Consider the following 22,836-nt stretch of genomic DNA (forward strand, 5'->3'; position numbering starts at 1 on the left):
AGGCCCGCTGCGCACCCCATGCGCTGCGGGCTTTATCGTTTGAGGAGGGTGGCTTACGGCCGTGTGAACACATACGTGTTTCACGTTCGACCTAAGAGCGGGACCCCGGATCAAGTCCGGGGTGACGAAGAAAGTGTCTACATTCAATTTTTAACGTCACCCCGGACTTGATCCGGGGTCCCGCTCAACGGTTTGTGCCATGGCAACTCCCAACCCTCACCCTCCGTTCGGGCTGAGCTTGTCGAAGCCCCCCGCTGGCACCACGCCCACCTCGCAGGCCAGCCCTCCCCCCGGCACCGGGTTTAGCGTCAGGCGGCGCACCACCGCGCCCTGATCGTGCAACGATTCCAGCCAGGCAAGCACCGCAGCACTCGTCCCTTGGCCGGACAAGGCGAGGCCATCACCCTGCGCCAGCGGCGGCGCCAGGTGGACGCCGGCTTGCGCCGCGCGGCGCGTCAGGCGCACCACATCAACCGGGCGCAAGGCCATCGGCGGCGGTATCTCGGCCAGGTCGTGCAGCAGGCGGGCGCTGCGGGCCATGGCCAAGGCGTGGGTGTCGCGCGCGGCCAGCCAGGCCCGGCACAGCGGCACCACCACGCCTTGCGCCAGGGCAATCGCCAGCGCCAGCCCCAGTGCCAGCGACACCATGCTCCGCTCCCGCGCGGTCAGGGCTGCAAACCAGGCGCGCAGCCGGGCGATCATGGCGCGCGCATCGCCAGGCTGGCAACGACCACGCCGCCATCGCGGACGGGCGCGGGCGGCTGATCGAGCCGCCACCCCGCCCGTTGCAAATCCAGCAGGACCGCATCGATCGCCGCCGTGTCAGGCGCGGTAAGCGTAAAGCGCAAGACTCCACCCTTGCTATGCACCAGGCCAGCCAGGCGCACCTCGGGCGCAGCGCGCAGGGCCTGCCACAAGGCGGCGGTCGGCGGCGCCCAGCCATCGGCGCCAGCCTGGGCTTGGCGCCGCGCCGTGCGCACCACCTGCTCCGCGCTGGCGATGTCGGCCACACCGGGAAAGCGGGCGCGCACTTGGGCCAGGGCATTCGCCTCAGCACCGGCAGCGGCCATTCGCCAGCGCGCGATCTGCCCCACCGGCACGGCCAGCGCCAACAGCAGCACCAAGATGGCGAGCCAGGCCAGTCGCCGTGGCGGGGCGCCTGCCTTGGCGTTCGCCCCGCCCAGCACGTCGAGCCAGGGCCGCGCGTGCGCCTGCATCAGTCGCTGGGACAGAACCGCGTCAGAACACGGCTCTACGCTGGCCTCTGGCGGCACCAAAGCCTGCCACAACAATGGCTCGGCCGCGAAAGCCGCCGCGACCGTGCGCGCAAGGTCCATGCCCCCCAACGCAGCCCGGTATACCGTACCGGCGGCGGGTGGCGGCAGCACCAGCGCAGCCGGAACCAGCGCGTCAGCAGGTCGGCCGATCATGGCCACCACGGCCTGCTGCCAGGCTTCGAGGCGAGCTGAGTCGATCTGCGCGGTCAAGACCATGCCGTCCTCCAGCGCGGCCAGGGCCAGGCTGCCATGGGCCAGCGCAGCATCGGCGGCAGCAAGCCGCGCCAGGCCCAGCGCCTGCGCCGGCGTGGCCGCATCTTCAATCGGCTGGCACAACACCGGCATGGCGCCCGGCGGCGCCAGCGCCGTCACGCGGCCCGGCCAGCCGGCCAGCCCGGCATCGGCCGGGATGGCAACCGCCTGCTCCTCCGCAATGCGCCAGGCCGCGCAGGGCGGCCCACCCGCTTCGGGCAAAAGCAGGATCAGCCCATCGTCGGGCATGTCAGCCACCCGCGCCCGCGCCCGAGCCGGCGGCCACGCCGGCCGAGGTGATATCGGCATCCCGGCCGCTGCCACCTGGCTGGCCATCGGCGCCCAGCGACAGCACGGCAAACGGCGCGCCATCCGGGCCAGGCACGCGATAGACATAGGGCCGCCCCCAGGGATCCTTGGGCAAATCCTTGATATAGCCGCCCTTGCGCCAGGTTTCCGGCACCGGCAGATCGCGCGGCGCTTGGCGCAGCGCGGCCAGCCCCTGCGCCTGCGAGGGATAAGTGCCTTCGTCCAAGCGGAACATTTCCAGCGCCTGCTCCAGCGTGGCGATGTCGCTTTGCGCCTTTACCGCCATGGCGCGATCCTGGCTGGGCATCACGTTGAGCAGCACCACCGTGGTCAGCAAGCCAAGGATGAAGATCACCACCATCAGTTCGACCAGGCTGAAGCCGTTGGGCGCGGGATGATGGTGAGGAGAGGGGGACAGGTCCATCGATCAGGGTCCAACCAGGGTTTGCAATTGCAGGATCGGCAGCAGGATCGACAGGATGATCAGCGCCACGATGCCGCCCATCACGACGATGATCGCCGGCTCCAGCAGGGCGAGCGCCGTGGCCGCAGCCGCCTCGAACGAGCGATCGAGCGCGTCGGCAGCGCTTTCGAGCAAGGCGCCGAGCTGACCCGATGCCTCCCCGCTGGCGACCATGGCGACAAGCAGCGGGGGAAACAGCCCGGCCTGGGCCAGGCCGCTGGCGAGCGAGCCACCTTCGCGCACGCCTTGCGCCACTTGCGCCAGCGCGCGGGCGTGGGATGTGTTGCCTGCCGTCTGCGCCGCCAGCCGCAAGCCTTCGAGCAGGGGCAGGCGCGCGGCGATCATCGTCGCCAGCGTGCGCGCCAGCGCGGCTGCCTGGGCATCGCGCCACAGCGGCCCCAGCAGAGGCAGGCGTAGCAGGGTCGCATCCATCCACGCGCGAAACGGTGCCCAGGCCAGCCCCCGCGCAAAGCCCAGCGCGCCCAGCGCCAGCCCCAGCGCCACGGCCCAGCCCCAGGCAGCGAGAAAACCCGAAACGGCGATGACCACGCGGGTCAACCACGGCAATTGCCGGCTGGCCGCGTCGAATTGCTCCACTACGCGCGGCACCACCGCCACCATCAAGCCGGTGACCACGGCCACAGCCACCACGGCCAGCGCCAGGGGATACGCCAACGCCCCGGCAAGGCGCGCGCGCACCTGCGCCTGGCGCTCGATCAGGTCGGCCAGTCGCGCGGCAATCTCGGGCAGGCGCCCGGCGCTTTCCCCCGCACCGATCATGGCGCGATAGACCGGCGGAAAAGCGCGCGGCGCCCGCGCCATGGCCTGCGCCAGTCCCTGCCCTTCGCATACCCCGGCATGGATCGCGCCGATCACCCCCGCCTCGCGCCCGGCGCCGGCCTGGCGCAGCATGGTGCGCAGCGCTTCCTCTACCGGGCTGACGGCAACCAGCGCAGCCAGTTGCCGGGTGAACAAGGCGCGCTGGCGCAAGCCCAGCCGCAGGCGGCCCGCTGGCACGGGCGCGCGTGGCGCCGCATCGAGGCGCACCACATGCCAGCCGCGTGCCACCAGATCGGCCCGCGCCGCGCCCGGATCGGCCGCCGCCAGCCGCCCTTCCCGCGCGCGCCCCTGCCGGTCGACCGCGCGATAGACGAACGCCGGCCCGCTCATCCCTGGTCCTGCCGCAGGATGCGCGCCGCCTCCGCCGCGCTGACCGTGCCGGCCAGCACCAGTGCGCGCGCCGCGTCGGCCAAGCGCGGCGCGCCACCCGCGTCGCCAACACCAAGGCCGAACGCATGTGCGGCCAGGGCATCTTCTCCGGCGTCGTCATGCAGCAGGCGGCGCAGGCCATCGTCCACCCACAGCGCCTCGAACACGCCGACGCGCCCGCTATGCCCGGTCTCGTTGCAGGCGGCGCAGCCCGGCGCCGCCATGGCGACACTGCCCGGCTCCAGCCCGAGCGTGGCCGCCAGCGGCGCGGGCATGGCTTCGGGCGCGCGACAGTGCGGGCACAGCCGCCGCACCAGCCGCTGCGCCAGCACCGCGCGCAGGGTCGCGGCCAGCAGGAACGGCTCCACCCCCATGTCGCGCAGGCGGGTGATCGCACCGGCGGCATCGTTGGTGTGCACCGTCGCCAACACAAGATGCCCGGTTAGGGCCGCCTGCACGGCAATCTGCGCGGTTTCGGCATCGCGGATTTCGCCGACCATCACCACGTCCGGGTCTTGCCGCAGGATGGCGCGTAGCCCGGCGGCGAAAGTGAGACCGAGACGCGGATTGACTTGCGTCTGCCCCACGCCATCGATCGCATATTCCACCGGGTCTTCCACCGTCAGGATATTGCGCGCGCCATCGTTGAGGCGGCCGAGCGCGGCATAGAGCGTGGTGGTCTTGCCTGAACCAGTGGGGCCGGTGACCAGCACGATGCCATTGGGCTGGGCCAAGGCGCGATGCAACACCGCCTCGGCCGCGCCATCCAGCCCCAACGCGGCCAGATCGAGCCCGGCGCGCGCCTTGTCCAGCAAGCGCAGCACGACCCGCTCCCCCGCGCGCGATGGCAGCGTCGATACGCGCACGTCCACCAGCCGCCCCGCCAGATCGAGCGCCATGCGCCCATCCTGCGGCAAGCGCCGCTCGGCAATGTCGAGCCGGGCCATGACCTTGATCCGGCTGGCCAGCATTGGCGCGACATGGGCAGGCAAGCGCAGGATTTCGGCCAGTTGCCCGTCGCGGCGCAGGCGCACCACCAACGCCTGTTCATAGGGTTCGAGATGAATGTCGGACGCGCCCTGGCGCAGCCCTTCGGCCAGCAAGCCGTTGATCAGGCGGATCACCGGCGCGTCGTCGGTGCTGCCCAGCAGGTCTTCGGCACTCGGCAGGTCGAACCCGGCCGGCAGCGTGTCCGCGCGCGCCAGATCCTCGGCGGCGGCCATCGTGCCATCGCCATAGACCTGCGCCAGCAGCGCCTCGAACGCCGGGGGCGCCACCCGCCGCCAACTGGCAATCGGCCCGGCCACGCGGCGCACTTCGAGCAAGGCCAGCGCGCTCGCCCCTTCGCGCAGCACCAGCGCCACGCCGCCCGGCCCGCACCCTTCCACCAGCACGCCAGAATCGCGCGCCACGGTATAGTCCGGCTGCCAATGCGCGCTGTCCTGCCCCAGCATCATGGTCGTCGCTCCGTCGCCCCGGCCGGCGGAGGCGCGGCCGGTGGCGGCGCGATCACCGCGTCCCCCGCCTGCACTGCCGCCGGGCGCAACACCGCGCCGGGGGACACGCCCAGGTAATCGGCCACCAGTTCATCGATCGAGGGTTCCTGTCCCGGCGCGAACGCCGCCTGCGCGCCGCGCACCGCCTCCATCCGCCGGGCCGTCAGCGCCGCACGTCCGGCCCCGTCGCGCAGGATCGTCGGGCGGATGAACACCATCAGGTTGGTCTTCACGTGGCTCTTGCTGCGCGACTTGAACAGTTCGCCCAGCAGCGGCACATCGCCCAGCAGCGGCACCTTTTCCAGCGTCCGCCGCTCCGCATCGTCAAGCAGGCCGCCCAGCGCGATGATCTCGCCATCGCCCACCGTCACCGTGGTGCGGATTTCGCGCTTGTTGACCACCAGTTCGCCGTTGCTGCTGGAAACCGGCCCGGCGACCGAGCTGACCTGCTGCCGCAGATCGAGCCGCACCGCCTGCCCGGCGTTGATCTGCGGCGTTACGTCCAGTTCGATTCCCACGTTCTGGCGCTGGATCGTGCGGAATGCCCCGGCCAGCGAATTGGACAGCGCTTCCCCCGTCGCCACCGGGATTTCCTTGCCGAACAGGATCGAGGCCGGCACGTTGTCGTTGGTGACGATATGCGGGGTGGACAGCACGTTCGAATTGCTGTCGGCCCGCACGGCATCGATCAGTGTGCCGAAAAAGCCTGATCCGCCCAGACTTGTCGCCCACCCGGCGATGCCTCCGCGCGCGGCCAAGGCCGCCTGCGCCGCGTTCTGGCGCAAAAGGTCGGCCGTGGCGCTGGTCGTGCTGGTGGTGACCGTGGCGCCATTGATCACCGTGGTGGTCTGGTCCAGCCGATCGGCATAGAGCCCGCCGGCCAGATCGAGGATATTGGCGGCGCCATTGGAAAAGCTGGTCACGGCAAAGGGCGCATCCTTGCCCCCGATCAGCATCTGCACACCCAGCTTCTGCGCCACTTCGTCGGAAACCTCGACGATGATCGCTTCGACCAGCACCTGCCGCTGTGGCAGGTCGAGCGCATGGACCAGATCGGCCAGCCGCCGTTGCTCGTCGGCCGGGGCGGCAATGATCACCGCATTGGCACCGGGATAGCGGGTGATCGTCGCCGTGCCGCGCCCGCCGTCAAGCCGGATCGGCCCGCTGCCCAGGCCGCCGATAGTGCCTCCCGCCGGGCTTGCAGCAGAACTGGCCGGGGAACTGGCTGGGGCCGCAGAGGCAGCGCCATTCGTGCCGCCCAGCGAAACCGGCGCCGCCGAACCCGCGCTCGCGTCTCCCCCGGCGCCGCCGACCAGCCGTTCCAACACCGGCACCAGCAGCGCGGCATCGGCATGATCGAGCCACAGCACCCGGATCGCCCCGCCTTCCCCGGCGCGCGCGTCCAGCCGCCGCGCCACGTCAGCCAAGCGCGCCAGCGTGGGCGGATCGCCGCGCAGCACCACGGCATTGGCGCTGTCCACCGCCACCACGCTCGCCGGGCTGCGGCCGCCCTCGCCCGCCGCCACCAGTTGCGTGAGCGCCGTTGCCACTTCGCGCGCGCCGGCGTGGGCCAGGTCGAGCGTCAGCACGCTGGCGCGATCCTGGTCGATCTGGCGCACCAGCGCGCGGATACGGGCGACGTTGTCGGCATAATCGACCACGACCAGCGAATTGCCCGCCTTGTTGGCGGTGAGCGAGCCATCCTTGCTGACCAGCGGACGCAGCGTATCGAGCGCCTGCGCCGCCTCGGCCACGCGCAGGCGGACGATTTCGGTCACCATCTGGTTGCGCAACCCGGCCCCCCGCGCGGCGGCGGTCGGCTGGCTCGCCGCGCCCTCGCTGGGCTGGATGCGGAAAGCGCCGTTGCCGGTGGGCACGGCCACCAGCCCGTTGGCGCGCAGCGTGGCCAGGAACACTTCGAAATACTCGCTCGCGCTCAGCGTCCGCTCGCTCGCCACGCTGACCTTGCCGCCCACCCGCGCATCGACAATGAAGGTCCGCCCGGTCACTTCGGCGGCATCGGCAATGAAGGCGCGCATGTCCGCCTCGCGCACGTTGAGGCGGTATTGCGCCGAGGCAGCCGAAGGCCACCCAAGCAGCAGGCCCGCCAGCGCCAGCGCCAAGGCAAGACCGCTCCACCGCGTGCTCTGGCCGGTCATTGCGCCGCGCCCAGCGAAAGCGCCAGCGCGCGATCCCCGCGCAGCACCGTCACGGCCACGGCGCGCCCGCTCTGCATCGCCGCCTCAAGCTGCGGCGCGGCGCGGGCGTCACGCACGGCAACACCCTCGACCGCCACGATCCGGTCTCCCGGCAGCAGGCCCAGCGCCTGGCCTTCCGCCCCTTGCGCCATCAGTGCGGGAACTCCGCCCGCTTCGCTCAACCGAAAGCGCAGGGTGGCAGGGGCAGGAGCCGACGCCTCTTGCCGCGCCCCGGACAGGCGCAGCACCACGGCCCCACCCGGCCGCTGCAAGACCACGTGATCGAACGCCACTTGCGCCAGGCGCACGCCGGGCATCGCCTCTTCCCCCACCGGCACCGCGCGCTGCACGCCATCGGCCCCGGCCAGAATGGCCGCGCCGCCCTGCCCATCGGCCGCCGAGCGCGTGCCGAGCAGCGTCAGCGGCAGAGACTCTCCGCCGGCACCGGCCGCCGCACCATCGCGCGCAAATGGATCGAATTGTGCAAACAGACCGGCTCGCGTGGGCGCATCAAGCACTACCGGCCCACTGCCATCGGCCGCAGGCGGCGGCCCGAGCGGCACCAGCAGGACCCAGCCGAGCATGACCAGCAAGGCCCCGGCGCTGGCCAGCAGGGCAGCCTCCGCCACGCGCGCCGCCGAGGGCCGCGCCATGGCCGCCCATCCTGTCGATCCTGTGATGCCATGCGCGCGCTTGCCCATCGTTGCCCTTGCCCATTGCCGGAGCCAGAATAGGCGGACCTCCCGTGCCCAGGATGCGGGAAAGCCTCGATTTCGGTTGCTCTTGCGCCTAGCGTCGTGCCTATGCGCCTTCCCTCACCCTTGCACCGCGCCGCCCTGCGCCTCGCCCACCGCCTGCGCCTGGCCTGGTGGCGGTGGCGCCGGGCAACAGTCCTTGGCTGCATGGTCGTGGCGCGCAATTCGGCCGGGCACGTGCTGCTGGTCCGGCACAGCTACCAACAGAGCGAGGCATGGATGCTGCCCGGTGGCGGCCTGGGCCGGGGGGAAAGCCCGGTTGCCACGGCCCGGCGCGAACTGGCCGAAGAGACCGGTTGCACGCTGCACGAGGCGGTGCACTTTGCCGATCATCGCCGCGATCGCGGTGGCTGGATCAACCAGCTCGCGCTGGTCACCGGCCTGGCCGAGGGGCAGCCCCGCCCCGACGGGCGCGAACTGCTGGACGCGGCCTTCTTCCCGCCAGAAGCCCTGCCGGCGCAAACCACGGCCGCCACGCGCGAGATGATCGCGCTGTGGCTGGCGTCAGAACGGTAGCTGCGCCTGCCCCGGCGCGGTGGCACCGGCATCGGCGTCCTGCCCAGGTTCATCGAGCGCGGACAGCGTCACGCCCATCAGCCGCACTGGCTGGGGTAGCGGCAAGACCTGGTCGAGCAGGCCACGGGCCACCTCGGCCAGCGCCACGCGGGTGGCGATCGGCGCAGCCACCGAGCGCGCCCGGCTCATCGCCGAAAAATCCCGGAACTTGAGCTTGAGGGTTACCGTGCGCCCGCTTGCGTCAGCGCGGGCGATGCGGTCCCACGCCAGGTCGATGATCGTTTCCAGCGTTTCACGCAGCACCGAGCCGGACGAGAGATCACGATCGAACGTGCGCTCCGCCCCCACCGACTTGCGCGGCCGGTCGGCCATGACCGCGCGCAGATCGATGCCCCGCGCGGCGCGATAGAGATAATCGGCCTGCGCGCCGAAATGCTGGCGCAAGGTGGCGAGGTCCAGCCGGCGCAGGTCAGCGCCCGTGGCAATGCCAAGACCCGCCATTTTCTCGGCGCCGCGCGGGCCGACCCCGTGAAACCGCGCCACCGGCAGGCTGGCCACGAACGCGGCCCCCTCGCCGGGGCGAATCACGCACAGGCCATCGGGTTTGTTCTGGTCGCTGGCGAGCTTGGCCAGGAACTTGTTGTAGGAGACCCCGGCGCTGGCAGTGAGCCCGGTTTCGGCACGAATGCGCTGGCGGATCAGTTCGGCAATGCGCGTCGCCGATCCGATGCCGCGCAAGTCGCGCGTCACGTCGAGATAGGCCTCGTCGAGCGAGAGCGGCTCCACGTGCGGCGTGTAATCAAGGAAGATCGCGCGAATCTGCTGCGACACCGCGCGATAGACCTCGAAGCGCGGACGGCGAAAAATCAGCTCGGGGCACAGTTGCACCGCGCGGGCCGAGGGCATGGCCGAGCGGACGCCGAATGCCCGCGCCTCGTAACTGGCGGCGGCCACCACGCCGCGCGCGGCACTGCCGCCCACGGCAACCGGCCGCCCACGCAATTCCGGCGCATCGCGCTGCTCCACGCTGGCATAGAACGCATCCATGTCGACATGGATGATCTTGCGCAGGCCCGGCGCATCTTCGGCAGCGGCGGCGGTTGGGGAGGGAGGCAATGGCATGGGGCGCAGCCGATCATGCCACAGCGGCCCGCCAAAGGCTGCAACAAAACCTTGGATTGACACGCTCCGCCTGCCATAGCGCACCCATGCAATCCGATAATCCAGCCCGACGGCGCCCGATCGAGGCGCTGGGCGGGCGCGAATTCATTGCCATGATGGCCCTGCTCATGGCGCTCCAGGCGCTGGCCATCGATGCCATGCTGCCTGGCCTGGGCCAGATTGCCGCCGATCTGGGCGTGTCCGATCCCAATCGCCGCCAACTGGTGGTGGGCGTGTTCCTGGTTTCGGCCGGTGTTGGCGCGCTGGTGCCCGGCGCCCTGGCCGATCGCCATGGGCGGCGCCCGGTGCTGCTGGTGACGATCGCGCTCTATGTCCTGCTCGCGCTGGGCTGCGCGATGGCGCCGGATTTCGATACGCTGCTGATCCTGCGCGCCCTGCACGCCGTGTCCAGCGCGGGCGTTGCCGTGCTGCCGGCGGCGATCGTGCGCGATCGCTTTGCCGGAGACCGCATGGCGCGCACCCTGTCCACGGTTTCCACGGTGTTCATGGTCGTGCCGATGCTGGCGCCCAGCGTGGGCCAGTTCGTGCTGCTGTTTGCCGGATGGCGCTGGATTTTCGGCGTCCTGGCCACGCTGGCGGCGATCATGGGCGGCTGGGTCTTCCTGCGCCTGCCCGAAACGCTCGATCCGGCCAACCGCCAGCCGATCCTGCCGCTGACGATCGCCCGCAACATGGCCAACTCGGCGATGGAGCGTTCGTCTGCCGGCTATGTCCTCGGCGCCGCGCTCGTGTTCGGGGCCATGTTCGGCTATATCAACTGCTCGCAGCAACTGGTTGCCGAACACTTCGGCGCGGGCCGCTATTTCCCGCTGATCTTCGGGGCGACGGCGCTGTCGCTGTCGTTTTCCAACTTCTTCAACGCCCGCATCGTCGAACGTTTCGGCGCGCGGCGCGTGTCGCAGACCGCGCTGCTCGTGTGCATCGCGCTGAGCCTGGTGCAGGTGCATTTCGCGTTCAGCCCGCACCAGACGCTGCTGCGCTTCATGCCGGTGATGGCCGCCAACATCTGCGCCATGGGCTTCATCGGCGCCAACTTCAGCTCGATCGCGCTGCAACCCTTTGCCCGCACGGCCGGCGCCGCCAGCTCGATGCAGATGTTCATGCGGACCCTGATCGGCTCGCTGATCGGCATCGCCATCGGCCAGGTCTATGATGGCACGGCGCGGCCATTGTCGCTGGCATTCGTCACCTGCGGCCTGCTCTCGCTCGGCCTCGTGCTCTATTCCGAACGCGGCCGCCTGTTCCGCCGCCTGATCCCGCCCGGCGGCGAGCGCGTGCTGGTGGATCTGCACTAATACCAACCTGCACAGACTGTGACCCATGAGGATGCCCAGCCCCGTTCGCTGACAAGGCGCAGCCGAAGCGGCGATGTGGTGCATCGTCGCGAGGCTGCAACGCAGCTCAGCGGGCGGGGCTGGGCACCCTGCGGGCAGCGTTTTGGCGACCCTCGGACTGCGTTGCGCCCTTGGCAGGATGCACCACATCCCACCTGCGGACGCGCCTTGCCGAGAACCGCCAAAACGCTGTCCTCATGGGTCACAGTCTGTGCAGGTTGGTATAAGGTCTGGCGTCAGCTCTCACACCAACCGCTTACGCCACGGCGCGGCCCATGGCCGCCAGGGCCACGTCCACCCGCTCTGGCCGGGCAAAGTGATAGCCCTGCATCAGGCGGATGCCCAGGGCGCGGGCGGTGGCCACCTGCGCTTCGTCCTCCACGCCTTCGATCATGCATTCGATGCCCAGTTGCCAGGCAAACGATACGATCGTGCCGACAATCGCCCGCGCCCCGGGATCGCTGGCCAGGGCACTGGCCAGGCCGCGATCGATCTTGACCATGTCCAGCGGCAGGTCGCGCAACTGTGACAGGCTGGACCAGCCTGCCCCGAAATCGTCGAGCGCCAGGCGGAAGCCGGCAGCGCGATAGGCTTCCAGTTGCGCCCGCGCGCGGCGTGGATCGGCCAGCAGCGCGGCCTCGGTCATTTCCAGCAGGAACTGCGCCGGGTCGGCCCCGGCATCGCGCACCAGGCGATCGAGCGATTCCACCGCCCCTTCCCGCGTCACGTCGCGCGGGCTGAGATTGATCGCCACGGTCAACCCCCGGCGCCAGGCATCGCATTCCGCCAGAGTGCGGGCCACCACCGCGCGGGTCAGTTCGCCGGTGCGGCCGGTTGCGGTGGCAAGCGGCAGGAATTCGCCGGGCGCCAGCCAGGCCTGCCCATCGGGCGACCAGCGGGCAAACGCTTCAAAGCCGACGACGGCACGGCTGTCGACATCATAGAACGGCTGGTAGAGCAGGCAGAGCCGATCATCGAGCGCGCAGGCGTTGAACCGGCGCGTCATGGCGCTGCGGTGCTGCAACGCCACTTCGTCTTCCGGCCCGAACAGCACGATGGCGCCATCGCCGCGCTTCTTCGCCTTGTAGAGCGCCGCATCGGCGCGTTCGAGGCAGGCGCTGACATTCGGCCCGCGCACGCGATGGATGCCGGTCGACGCATGCAGGCGCAGGCTGATGCCGTTGTGCACCACCGGCACGCGCACGGACTGGGCCAGTTCGTGCGCCGCCGCGGCCACGCCCGGCCCATCCAGCCCGCCGTGAAACAGGATCGCGAATTCGTCTCCGCCCAGGCGGCCGTGGGCCATGACTCCGGCAATCGCGCCGATACGCATGGCCACGGCGCGCAACACGTCGTCGCCCGCCGCATGGCCATACGTATCGTTGATATGCTTGAACCCGTCGAGATCGAGCAGCGCCAGCCAGGGCTGCGCCTGGCCCTCGCCACCGCGATCCTGCGCCATGTGCAGCCCCAGCCGTGCCAGGATCGCGCGGCGGTTGAGCGCGCCGGTCAAGGCATCGCGGGAGGCCTGCTCGAAATTGGTTTCCGCGAGGCGCGCGGCCAGGCGTTCCCGCCGGGCGAGTTGCTGGCGCGACAGTTCCAGCCGCACGAAATCGGCGTGGAAGCCGAATGTCATGACCAGCACGGTGAGATTGGCCACCGCCAGCACCAGCACCATCGGCCAGAGCCGCGCGCCGTCCAGGGCGAGATAGACCACGCAGGCCGGCAAAGTGGAGGTGAGCGCCAGGCGCAGGGCGGCCGCCGGCGCATGGGCCAGCCCCAGCACGCCTGCCACCGCCACCACCGAAAGCAGCACACAGACCAGGGAGCGCTGCGCGTCATTGCCCATGGCATAGAGATAGAGCGCCCAGGAAACCGACAGCAGCGCGGAAAGCCCCACGCTGGCCGGCAGCCGAATCAGATCGTCCCGCCGCTGGGCAAGAGGCCGGCTGGCCACGCGCGCCGGGAGCCAGTGCCAGCCGCGCTCGCTGGCAAAGACCATCATCGCCAGGCCCGGCAAGAGCGCGAGCCAGGATACCGTGCCAAGGAAGCGCATCACCACCAGCCCGACACCGAGTGTTGTCAGCAGCGATAGCAGCGGCAGGCGGCGCGACAGGCTGTGGGCATAGGCCGCCACCATCGTGTCGCTGCGAAAGCCGCGCCAATTGGCCCCGCCGATCGCGGCGCCCACCAGCTTTGCCAGGCTGTTTGTACGCGGGCGCGCAGGTCTCCGCTCTGGCGCGGAGTCACCCGCGCCAAGATCGGCCACCTGAGGGTTTCCGCTAAGGACTTCCATCAGGTGGCCATAAGGCCCAGCGAGTTAACAGGTGGTATGCGTGGTCAAGCCGCCTGCCGTCGCCCAGCCATCAGGCCGGGCTGTCAGGACGCTGCCAGCGCGGCAACCAGGGCCTTGACCTTTTTCTGCCGCCACTGTGGCAGCGGGGCGACCAGCCAGTATCCGCGCCGGCTGGTCTCGATCTCGCCCAGCGCCACCACCCGGCCGGTGGAAAGCGCGTATTCCGCCAGAAGATAGGGCACGCGCGCCTTGCCCAGGCCAGCGGCCGCAGCGCTGATTGCGGTGCCGGCATCGCCCACCGAAAAAGCCACTTCGCGCCCGTCGCCCGCCGGCACCGGATCGCCCGGCCAGCCGATCCAGGTACCATCGCCGTTCTCGCCGCTGACCTCGGCAAAGCCGGGCGCGGCCACGATCACGGTCTGCGGTGCGCCCAGCGGGATGCCTTCCAGCTCGCCCGGCCCCTCGGCCCAGCGCACCGCCAGGTCGAGGTTGGCCTCGGTAAAGTCGATATCGCCATCGCCGCCCACCAGCGAAAAGCGCAGCGCGGGATTGTCCGCGCGAAACGCCGCCAGTCGCTGGCTGAACCAGGCGGCAAAGAAATCGCGCGGGCAGGCAATGGTATAGACGTGGCTGGATTGGCCCGCCTGCATCGCCTGTACGCCTTCTTCAAAGCGCAGAAAGCCTTCGCGGATGGCGTCCAGCCCGGCGGCGGCCTCATCGGTCAGCTCCAGGCCCTTGGACGTGCGGCGGAACAGCACGACGCCGAGCAGGTCTTCGAGTGCGCGGATCTGCTGGCCCACGGCCGCCGGGGTTACCGCCAGTTCGTCGGCGGCGCGGGTGAAGGACAGGTGGCGGGCGGCGGCGTCGAGCACGCGCAGCCCGTTGAGCGGGAGATGGGTCCGCTTCATCGGTAGTTTCGCCCTCTATTCTGGCGTCAGGTGGCCGTGGCCGGGGCGGCCAGCGGAAAGAACGGGATGGCCACGTCGAACACGCTGCCATCGTCGCGGCGCATGGTATAGTGGCCTTCCATGCTGCCGTTGGGCGTGCCCAGCGGACAGCCCGAGACATAGTCGTGCGCCTGGCCGGGCTCCAGGCGGGGCTGTTCGCCCACCACGCCTTCGCCATCGACGAAGCTGACATGGCCGCGCCCATCGGTGATGCGCCAATGCCGGGTGATCAACTGGGCCGCCTCGTTCGAATCGTTCTCGATGCGGATGTGATAGACCCAGAACCACTTCCCGGCCGCCACGCGCGATTGTTCCGGCAGAAAGTTGACCGCCACCCGGACGGTCATTCCCTGCGTGATCGCGGCATGCTGGAAAAGCTGCTTCATCCGTCAAAGACTAACGCACTTGGGCCGGTGTTCCAATGCCCGAAATGGACTTTCCCGCCGCAACTCTTGCTCCGCGCGTCGCGCCGGGGCACAGGCAGGAGCGCCATGGAAGATCCGAGCCCGCCTCCGTTCATCGTCTGCGCGGTGCTGCCGCATGGGGAAACCGGCGCAGTGGTGCGGCTGCTGGGGGCGCAGACGGGCCTGGTCGCGGGCTATGTCGCCGGCGCGCGGGGGCGCACCTTGCGCCCGGTGCTGATCCCGGGAAACCTGGTCGCCGCCGAATTCACCCGCCGGGGCGATGCGCGCCTGCCCAGCGCGCGGGTGGAACTGGTGGCCAGCCGTGGTCCCTGGCTGGCCGAGCCGCTGCCCAGCGCCGGCATCGCCTGGGCCTGCGCGCTTACCGCCGCTGCCCTGCCCGAAGGCCTGCCCCTGCCCGCGATCCACACCGCGCTGGCCGCGCTGCTCGATGCGATCTGTCTGGCGCCCTCGGCGCGTGGCTGGGCACGGGCCTTGGCCGGTTACGAGGCCTTGCTGCTGCGCGAAGGTGGCCATGGCCTGGCGCCGCGTCCGCCCGAAAACGAGGATTGGCCCGCGCTGCTCGCCCGGCTCGATGTCCAGGGACCGGCGATTGCAAGCCAACTGCTTGCCGAACGGCGGCGCGATGTTATGGCGGCCCGCGCGATTCTGCTCGAACGGCTGAAGCGCATCGGATCGGATTGATAAAGGCCTCACACATGAAAATTGCGGTTTTGCCCGGCGACGGCATCGGCCCCGAAGTGACTCGCGAAGCGGTCCGCGTGATCGAGGCGCTCGATCTTGGCATCGCAATGGAAGAGGCGCTGGTCGGCGGCTGCGCCTACAAGGCCAAGGGCCACCCGCTGCCGCCCGAGACGCTGGACCTGGCCCGCGCGAGCGACGCCATCCTGTTCGGCGCGGTGGGCGATCCCGATTGCGACGCGCTGGAGCGCCACCTGCGTCCCGAACAGGCGATCCTGGGCCTCCGCAAGGAACTGACCCTGTTCGCCAACCTGCGCCCGGCCAAGGTCTTTGCCGGCCTGGAAAGCCATTCCGCCCTGCGCCCGGAAGTGGCCGGGGCGATCGACCTCTTGATCGTGCGGGAATTGAACGGCGACGTCTATTTTGGCGAAAAGGGCTTCCGCCAGACCGCCAATGGCGAGCGCCAGGGCTATGACATCATGTCCTACAGCGAAAGCGAAGTGCGCCGCATCGCCCATGTCGCGTTCCGCGCCGCGATGGGCCGGGGCAAGCGCCTGTGCTCGGTGGACAAGGCCAACGTGCTGGAAACCTCGCAACTGTGGCGCGACGTGATCGTCGAAGTCGCCAAGGATTATCCCGAGGTCGAACTCGAACACATGTATGTCGACAACGCCGCGATGCAGCTCGTGCGCGCGCCGGGCAAGTTCGACGTCGTCGTCACCGGCAATCTGTTTGGCGACATCCTGTCGGACCAGGCCAGCATGTGCGTGGGTTCGATCGGCCTGCTCGCCTCGGCCTCGCTGGGCGAGCGCCAGACCGCGCATGGCACGTTCGGCCTCTATGAGCCGATCCACGGTTCCGCGCCCGACATTGCCGGCCAGGGCCTGGCCAATCCGATGGCGACGATCCTTTCGGCGGCCATGCTGCTGCGCCATTCGCTTGGCCTGGCGCAGGCGGCAGACCGCATCGAGGCCGCCGTTGCCGCTACGCTGGCCGATGGCGTGCTGGGCCGCGATCTGGGCGGAACCGCCGGCACTGCGGAAATTGGTGACGCCGTGCTCGCAAAGCTGTAAGCGCGCGCTCCATGTTGCAACTGGCAGTCATTCTCCCGACCTACAACGAGAGCAAGAACATTGCCTCGATGGTCGAACGGCTCGACAAGGCACTGGCCGGCATCGCCTGGGAAGCGATCTTCGTCGACGATAACAGCCCCGATGGCACCGCCGATATGGCGCGGGCCATCGGCCGCAGCGATCCGCGCATCCGCGTGATCGAGCGGATCGGGCGGCGGGGCCTGGCCTCTGCCGCGATCGAGGGCATGTGCGCCACCGCCGCGCCGATCGTGGCGGTGATGGACAGCGATCACCAGCACGATCCGGCCCTGCTGCCGCCGATGCTGGCCGCTATCACCAGCGGGGAATGCGATGTGGCCTATGCCTCGCGCTTTGCCGAAGGAGCCAGCACCGAAGCCTGGGGCCGGCCCGACCGGGTCAAGGCCTCGGGGCTGGCCAATGCCATCGCCCGCAAGGTCACGGGCGTGCAGTTGTCCGACCCGATGAGCGGGTTCTTCATGCTGCCCGCCACCGTGCTGCGCGCCGATGCGCATCGCCTGTCGGGCGTGGGCTTCAAGATCCTGCTCGACATTCTCGCCACGGTTGACGCGCCGCTGCGGGTAAAGGAATTTCCCCTGAACTTCGCCGCACGGGCCGAAGGCGAATCGAAACTGGATCGTACCGTCGTGTTTGAATTCCTCATCGGCCTTTACGACAAGTGGCTTGGCCGCATCATCCCCACCCGCTTTGCCCTGTTCGGCACGGTCGGGGCGCTGGGCGCACTGGTGCACCTGGCCGTGCTCTATGTCGTGCTGCACCTGTTTGGCCGGGAACTGGCGCTCAGCCACTATCCCAAGGAAACCGCGTTCATCGTCGGCCAGACGCTTGCCGCGCTGACCGCGATGACGTTCAACTTCGTGCTGAACAACGAACTGACTTATGCCGACAAGCGCCTGCGCGGCTTCATGCCGCTGGCGCGCGGCTGGCTCAAGTTCGCCGCAACCTGCGCGTTCGGCATGCTCGCCAACATCGGCGTGTCCACCGCGCTGGTGCGCGTGGGCTTCCACCCGATCTCGGCCGCCCTGGTGGGCATCGTGCTCGCCTCGGTGTGGAACTTCGCGCTGTCGAACAAGTTCGTCTGGGGCAAGTATGGGTGAGGCGAACGCCTGATCCGTAACGCTTTCAACAAAGGCCGCTGTCGGAAACGACGGCGGCCTTTTTGCTTGGCCTACCGGGGCTTCGACAAGCTCAGCCCGAACGGAGAAGGCTATTTCTCCCCCTGCTCTTCAGAGGAGGGGGTCGGGGGGTGGTGGACACCTGGCGCAAGGCCTCGCACCACCCCCTAACCCCCTCCTCTGAAGAGGAGGGGGAAATGTGCGTTTCTCCGTTCGGGCTGAGCCTGTCGAAGCCCCCGGCCCGCATGTACAATGCCCGTCACTTCCACACCGGCAGCCAGGTGAACAGGCGGAACGACTTCACTCCCGGCAGCGGCAGGGCGGCAAGGATCGGGAAGAAATAGACGAAGCCCGCCAGCGTCAGTGCCACGGTGATCCACACCGGCCAGCGCAGGCCGCGCCGCCACAGTTGCGTGAGGGCCAAGGCCAGCGCGGCATCGAGGAACACGGCGGCGAGCTGGTAGTGGTAATAGAACTGCACCGGCTTGCCGTTGATCGCCCAGAAGAACAGCGAGCCGACATAGAACAGCGCCGCCATGCCCGAGAGCGCGGAGAGGCGATCGCGGCCGGTCGGCGCCCACTTGCCGGGAATCGCGAGCGAGCGGCGGGCCAGCGATTGCAGGCCATCGAGCGCGCACCACAGCAGCGCGGGAAGCCCGGCCCACATCGACCACGGGTTGCCGATCATCAGCACGCCACGCTGCGCGCCGTCCCACTTTTCATAGAAGAACCAGATCGGCCGGGCATTGACCATCCACTGATACCAGTGGCTCATGTAGCGATGCGGCTTCACCACGCTGTCTTGCAGTTTCAGCATGGTCTGCTGCCATTCGATCAGGTGCCACGGGCTGAGCGGGTTGATCTTGTAGAACATCGCCGGGGTGAACGTGGCGAAATAGACCAGCACCGGCCAGATCCCCAGCCACAGCGCGGCTTCGAGCAGGCACACGCCAGGCACCGGGCCACCCTGCCGCCCGGCCAGCCAGGCCAGCGCCCGACGCGGCGCGGCAAGGCCGGCACTGGCCTGCCAGCGCGCCCAGGCATACCACAGGCCGGGAAAGACCATCAGCGGCACGCCGTTCCACTTGCCGCCCATCGACAGCCCCATGAACAGCCCCGCCAGAACGAGGTGAACCCGCTTGCCCTTGCGCGCCGCCAGCGCCCATTGCCAGAACGCCAGGGCCAGCGAGGCGGCCATGGCCATGTCCAGGATGGCAATGCGGCTGAGCACGAACCAGATGAAATTGGTCGCCAGGAACAGGCCGAACAGCACCGTGCCCTGGCGCGATAGGCTGGCCCACCAGAACGCGCGGATCGCGCCGTAAAGGCCGATCACGCCATAGAGCGCATTGCAGAAGCGCCAGCCGAACGGATTGTCGCCAAACACCATCATGCCCAGCGCGATGAGTTCCTTGCCCAGCAGCGGATGCTCGGGATTGAGCCGGCTGGACAAGTCGATCAGGTGCCGCGCGGCGGGCAGGTAATGCACTTCATCGAACATGATCTTCGATGGCGTGCCCAGTCGCCAGAACACCAAGACGGCAAAGACCGCCACGATGGCCAGCACGGCGCGGATCGGATCGGGTTCGGATGCGCGCGGCGGAAACCGGAGTGGCTGGGGTATCGGCTGGTTCATGGAAAGCGCGCGATACGCCATATCGCCCTTGGCGTGCAATGGCATCCCTTGCGCAGGGGGCCACGGGAAACTAAGGCTGCGGCCCATGAAACGCACCACCGGACAAGACCGCTCGATCACCCAATCCTGGCGCCCGGCCACCAAGGCCGTGCGCGGTGGCACCTGGCGTTCGGAAATGGGCGAGACGTCCGAGGCGCTGTTCCTCACGTCGGGCTATACCTATGACGATGCGGCCACCGTGGCGGCGCGCTTTGCCGGCGAACAACCGGGCATGACCTATTCCCGCCTGCAAAACCCGACCGTGGCCATGCTGGAAGAACGCATCGCGCTGATGGAAGGGGCGCAGGCCTGCCGCACCCAGGCGAGCGGCATGGCGGCGATGACCACTGCCCTGCTCTGCCAGCTTTCCGCCGGGGACCACATCGTGGCGGCCAAGGCGGCGTTCGGTTCGTGCCGCTGGCTGGTGGAAAGCCTGCTGCCCCGCTTTGGCGTGGAAGGCACGCTGATCGACGCGACCGACAATGCCGCATGGGAAGCCGCGATCCGGCCCAACACCAAGGTGTTCTTCTTTGAAAGCCCGGCGAACCCGACGATGGGCATCGTGGACATGGAATATGTCTGCGCCCTGGCCAAGGCACACGGCATCACCACCGTGGTGGACAATGCCTTTGCCACCTATGCCCTGCAACGCCCGATGGAATTCGGCGCCGACGTGGTCGCCTATTCGGCCACCAAGATGATGGATGGCCAGGGCCGCGTGCTGGCGGGCGCCGTATGCGGCAGCCAGGATTTCATCGACAACGTGCTGCTGCCGTTCCAGCGCAACACAGGCCCCAATTGTGCGCCGTTCAACGCCTGGGTCGTGCTCAAGGGCCTGGAAACGCTGGACCTGCGCATCCAGCAGCAGAGCCGCAATGCCCAGAAGGTGGCCGAATTCGTGGAAGGCCGCGTGCCGGTGATCCTCTATCCCGGCCTCAAGAGCCATCCGCAGCACGACCTGGCTATGCGCCAGATGAGCGCGGGCGGCACGATCTTCTCGATCGAACTCGATGGCGGGCGCAGCCAGGCCCATGGCCTGCTCGACGCGCTCAAGCTGATCGACATTTCCAACAACATCGGGGATTCGCGCTCGCTGATGTGCCACCCGGCCACCACCACCCACCACGGCGTGGGGCCGGAAGGGCGCGCCGACATGGGCGTGGGCGAAGGCATGCTGCGCCTCAACGTGGGGCTGGAAGATGCCGACGACGTGATCGAGGATCTGGATCAGGCGCTGCGGGCGGTGGGGCTGTAAGAAGGGGCAGTTGCAACAACGCAATCTGACCTTTGACAAGCGGCGCTGACCGCCTAAGGGTGCTGCGGGGCGGGGTTATACCGGAGCGTGCACTTGCTGGCGGAAGCCCATCTATCGGCCATTGTCCAATCCTCGGATGATGCCATCATCAGCAAGTCGCTGGATGGCATCATCCAGACGTGGAATCCGGCCGCGACCCGCATCTTCTGCTTCACCGAAGCAGAGATGATCGGGCAATCGATCCGCAAGCTGATCCCGCCCGATCGCCAGCGCGAGGAAGACGGGATCATTGCCCGCATCGCACGCGGCGAACGGGTCAAGACGTTCGAAACCATGCGCCAGCGCAAGGACGGCACGCAGTTCTGCGCCTCCCTCACGGTCTCCCCGATCCTCGCCCCCGATGGCACGGTGGTGGGCGCCAGCAAGATCGTGCGCGATGTAAGCGAACGCCACGAGGCGCAGGCCGTGCTGGCCGAGCGCGAGCATCGCCTGCGCATCCTGGCCGACAACATCTCGCAATTGACCTGGGTGACCGACCCGCAGGGCAACCTGCTGTGGTTCAACAAGCGCTGGTACGATTTCACCGGACTGACCGAAGAGGAATGCCTCCATCGCCGGCGGTTGCCGGTGCACCACCCCGACCATGTCGATCGCGTGGTGACCAAGTTCTATGCCGATGTCGCTGCCGGGGTGGAATGGGAAGACACCTATCCCATGCGCGGGAAGGACGGCAATTATCGCTGGTTCCTGTCCCGCGCCAAGCCGATCCGCGACGAAACGGGCGCAATCGTCAACTGGTTCGGCACCAACACCGACGTGACCGAAATGCTGGAGAAGGAGGAGCAGATCCGCCTTCTGCTGATGGAAGTGAACCATCGCTCCAAGAACATGCTGGCCGTGGTCCAGGCCCTGGCGCGCCGATCAGGCGGGGGCGATCCGGAATTCCTGCGCCGTTTCGAAAACCGGCTGTCCAGTCTTTCGGCCAACCAGGACCTGCTGGTGCGACGCGGGTGGCAGCACATTCCGATGACGGAGCTGGTCGACGCGCAACTGGCGATTCTCGATCGCGAGAGCCGCGCGCTGGTCAAGGTCTGCGGGCCGGACATGCTGCTCTCCCCGCGCACGGCGGAAATCATCGGCATGGCGCTGCACGAGCTGGCGACCAACGCACTCAAATATGGCGCGCTGTCGCAGCCCGGCGGCCAGGTCTGGCTGTGGTGGGAAACCCCGGACGACCATTTCGCGGTGGCTTGGCGCGAACGCGGCGGCCCGCGCGTGGCGCCGCCGCAAAGCTCCGGCTTTGGCACCACGCTGATCCGGCATATCCCGGCGCGCAGCCTGAAAGCCGAAGTGACGCTGGATTATGCGCCCGATGGCCTGTCTTGGCGCCTGGAATGCGACGCCACGCTGGCCCGCACCCTGGCGTCGTAGCGGCTTATGGCCGAGCCCTCAGAACGGGACCCCGGATCAAGTCCGGGGTGACGACGAACAGATTACAGATATGTTCGTCACCCCGGGCTTGACCCGGGGTCCTCCGCAACCTCCACGCCTGGCCCGCGCAACTTGCGCGACACAGGCGGTCAGCCCGCGTCGCCCTGCAAGGCTTCGGCCAGCCAGTGCGGCGGGTGGGTGATCGCCTCCACGCGCAGATGGTCGACGGCCAGGCCCAGTTCGGGATAGGCGGCCCGCTGCCGCGCCGGGTCGGACTGGCTGAGCGGCACCACGGCAAGGCGGCGGTTGACCTTCTGCCGCCAGTTCATCCGCGCGGTGTTTTCCTGGCCGACATAGCAGCCCTTGGTGAAGCTAACCCCGTGGAGTTCGGCGGCATTGGTTTCGAGCCACAGGGTTTGGTCGCTGCCCAGCTCGGCCATCCCCTCCGTCACCCCCAGCTTGAGGCGATGCGCGCGCCATGCATCGTCCACGCGCGCGTCGTCGTCGCTTGCGTGCGCGATCCAGCGCTGGCCCAGCGCGGCAAGGCGCGGATCGGCCGCGCCACCATCGCCCAGGTGGCCCTGCCAATAGACGCCCAGTTCAGGGGCAATGGCGATCGCGATCTTGCGGCGCAGGCGATAGAGCGAGAGGCGCTTGACCAGCGCTTCGGCCACGGCTGCCTCGCAATCGAGCAGCAGCGCGTCCGTCCCATCGGGCCAGACCAGGAAATCGAACAGCGCCTTGCCCTGGGGCGTCAACAGCCCGGCCCAGACCGGCAGCGGCCCCTGCACATCGTTGGTGACCAGCCCTTGCAGGAAAGCGGCAACATCCTCTCCCGGCGCGGTGGGGGAGAGGCGCACGAGCGCACGATCGAACAGGCGGGGGTTGCTCATAGGTGACAGATAGGCAGG

General features: G+C 68.9%; 20 protein-coding genes. 7 read left to right on the plus strand and 13 right to left on the minus strand.

All coding sequences use genetic code 11. The annotated features are described in order from the left end of the window. Window positions 1–216: 216 nt before the first annotated feature. Genes IE191_RS06020 through IE191_RS06050 form a run of 7 tightly spaced genes read right to left on the minus strand, consistent with a single transcriptional unit; the run spans window position 217 to window position 7,857 of the window. Entirely contained in the window at window positions 217–702 is a 486-nt protein-coding gene (locus IE191_RS06020) for a type II secretion system protein M (protein ID WP_191323449.1), read from the minus strand. Then, the gene (locus IE191_RS06025) at window positions 699–1,787 is read right to left on the minus strand and encodes a type II secretion system protein L (RefSeq protein WP_229815133.1); all 1,089 of its coding nucleotides are present in this window, start codon (window positions 1,785–1,787) and stop codon (window positions 699–701) included. The genes IE191_RS06020 and IE191_RS06025 overlap by 4 nt, the downstream gene beginning before the upstream one ends. Then, the gene (gspG, locus tag IE191_RS06030) at window positions 1,780–2,262 is read right to left on the minus strand and encodes a type II secretion system major pseudopilin GspG (RefSeq protein ID WP_191323451.1); all 483 of its coding nucleotides are present in this window, start codon (window positions 2,260–2,262) and stop codon (window positions 1,780–1,782) included. Before gspG ends, IE191_RS06025 begins: the two co-directional genes overlap by 8 nt. A 3-nt stretch (window positions 2,263–2,265) precedes the next feature. Then, window positions 2,266–3,471, minus strand: coding sequence for a type II secretion system F family protein (locus IE191_RS06035; protein WP_191323452.1), 1,206 nt, complete (start codon window positions 3,469–3,471; stop codon window positions 2,266–2,268). After that, window positions 3,468–4,967, minus strand: coding sequence for a GspE/PulE family protein (locus tag IE191_RS06040; RefSeq protein WP_191323453.1), 1,500 nt, complete (start codon window positions 4,965–4,967; stop codon window positions 3,468–3,470). Before IE191_RS06040 ends, IE191_RS06035 begins: the two co-directional genes overlap by 4 nt. Then, window positions 4,964–7,165, minus strand: coding sequence for a type II secretion system secretin GspD (gene gspD / locus IE191_RS06045; protein ID WP_191323454.1), 2,202 nt, complete (start codon window positions 7,163–7,165; stop codon window positions 4,964–4,966). Before gspD ends, IE191_RS06040 begins: the two co-directional genes overlap by 4 nt. Next, window positions 7,162–7,857, minus strand: coding sequence for a type II secretion system protein N (locus IE191_RS06050; RefSeq protein WP_191323455.1), 696 nt, complete (start codon window positions 7,855–7,857; stop codon window positions 7,162–7,164). The genes gspD and IE191_RS06050 overlap by 4 nt, the downstream gene beginning before the upstream one ends. Window positions 7,858–8,007: 150 nt before the next feature. On the opposite strand from IE191_RS06050, the gene IE191_RS06055 reads away from it, so the two are divergent. Then, window positions 8,008–8,475, plus strand: a complete 468-nt coding sequence (locus IE191_RS06055; protein ID WP_191323456.1) for an NUDIX domain-containing protein — start codon at window positions 8,008–8,010, stop codon at window positions 8,473–8,475. Here the strand turns inward: IE191_RS06055 and dinB are convergent. After that, on the minus strand, window positions 8,464–9,597 hold the full coding sequence (gene dinB, locus IE191_RS06060; protein WP_191323457.1) for a DNA polymerase IV: 1,134 nt from the start codon (window positions 9,595–9,597) through the stop codon (window positions 8,464–8,466). The genes IE191_RS06055 and dinB overlap by 12 nt on opposite strands. 86 nt (window positions 9,598–9,683) lie before the next feature. Between dinB and IE191_RS06065 the strand changes: the two genes are divergently transcribed. Further along, a complete protein-coding gene (locus IE191_RS06065; RefSeq protein WP_191323458.1) occupies window positions 9,684–10,952 on the plus strand; it encodes a multidrug effflux MFS transporter in 1,269 nt (422 codons plus the stop codon). 295 nt (window positions 10,953–11,247) lie between these two features. Here IE191_RS06065 and IE191_RS21300 read toward each other — a convergent pair whose 3' ends face one another. The 3 genes from IE191_RS21300 to apaG form a co-directional block, all read right to left on the minus strand. Next, a complete protein-coding gene (locus IE191_RS21300; protein WP_229815134.1) occupies window positions 11,248–13,260 on the minus strand; it encodes a putative bifunctional diguanylate cyclase/phosphodiesterase in 2,013 nt (670 codons plus the stop codon). 110 nt (window positions 13,261–13,370) lie between these two features. Next, window positions 13,371–14,195, minus strand: a complete 825-nt coding sequence (locus IE191_RS06075) for a LysR family transcriptional regulator (protein ID WP_191323459.1) — start codon at window positions 14,193–14,195, stop codon at window positions 13,371–13,373. A gap of 26 nt (window positions 14,196–14,221) precedes the next feature. Then, complete coding sequence (gene apaG, locus IE191_RS06080) at window positions 14,222–14,620, minus strand: Co2+/Mg2+ efflux facilitator ApaG/CorD (RefSeq protein WP_191323460.1); 399 nt, start codon at window positions 14,618–14,620, stop codon at window positions 14,222–14,224. A 105-nt stretch (window positions 14,621–14,725) separates the two neighbouring features. Between apaG and IE191_RS06085 the strand changes: the two genes are divergently transcribed. From IE191_RS06085 to IE191_RS06095, 3 genes are read left to right on the plus strand one after another with little or no spacing between them, the layout of a single operon-like run. Further along, window positions 14,726–15,340 (plus strand): recombination protein O N-terminal domain-containing protein, encoded by a 615-nt coding sequence (locus tag IE191_RS06085; RefSeq protein ID WP_191323461.1) that lies wholly within the window; start codon window positions 14,726–14,728, stop codon window positions 15,338–15,340. A 14-nt stretch (window positions 15,341–15,354) separates the two neighbouring features. Further along, window positions 15,355–16,410, plus strand: a complete 1,056-nt coding sequence (gene leuB, locus IE191_RS06090) for a 3-isopropylmalate dehydrogenase (protein WP_191323462.1) — start codon at window positions 15,355–15,357, stop codon at window positions 16,408–16,410. An 11-nt stretch (window positions 16,411–16,421) separates the two neighbouring features. Further along, on the plus strand, window positions 16,422–17,546 hold the full coding sequence (locus IE191_RS06095) for a glycosyltransferase (protein WP_191323463.1): 1,125 nt from the start codon (window positions 16,422–16,424) through the stop codon (window positions 17,544–17,546). 277 nt (window positions 17,547–17,823) lie between these two features. Here the strand turns inward: IE191_RS06095 and IE191_RS06100 are convergent, their stop codons facing one another. Beyond that, window positions 17,824–19,200: a glycosyltransferase family 39 protein gene (locus IE191_RS06100; protein WP_191323464.1), complete on the minus strand. Its 1,377-nt coding sequence runs from the start codon at window positions 19,198–19,200 to the stop codon at window positions 17,824–17,826. A gap of 85 nt (window positions 19,201–19,285) precedes the next feature. Here IE191_RS06100 and IE191_RS06105 point away from each other — a divergent pair, with 85 nt between their 5' ends. Further along, window positions 19,286–20,494: a trans-sulfuration enzyme family protein gene (locus tag IE191_RS06105; protein WP_191323465.1), complete on the plus strand. Its 1,209-nt coding sequence runs from the start codon at window positions 19,286–19,288 to the stop codon at window positions 20,492–20,494. Between the two features lie 87 nt (window positions 20,495–20,581). Further along, complete coding sequence (locus tag IE191_RS06110) at window positions 20,582–21,925, plus strand: PAS domain-containing HWE histidine kinase family protein (protein WP_229815135.1); 1,344 nt, start codon at window positions 20,582–20,584, stop codon at window positions 21,923–21,925. A gap of 149 nt (window positions 21,926–22,074) precedes the next feature. Here the strand turns inward: IE191_RS06110 and ygfZ are convergent, their stop codons facing one another. Further along, window positions 22,075–22,818: a CAF17-like 4Fe-4S cluster assembly/insertion protein YgfZ gene (gene ygfZ, locus IE191_RS06115; RefSeq protein WP_191323467.1), complete on the minus strand. Its 744-nt coding sequence runs from the start codon at window positions 22,816–22,818 to the stop codon at window positions 22,075–22,077. Window positions 22,819–22,836: the final 18 nt, after the last annotated feature.

This window comes from Novosphingobium pokkalii (assembly GCF_014652855.1).
GTDB classification, from domain to species: domain Bacteria; phylum Pseudomonadota; class Alphaproteobacteria; order Sphingomonadales; family Sphingomonadaceae; genus Novosphingobium; species Novosphingobium pokkalii.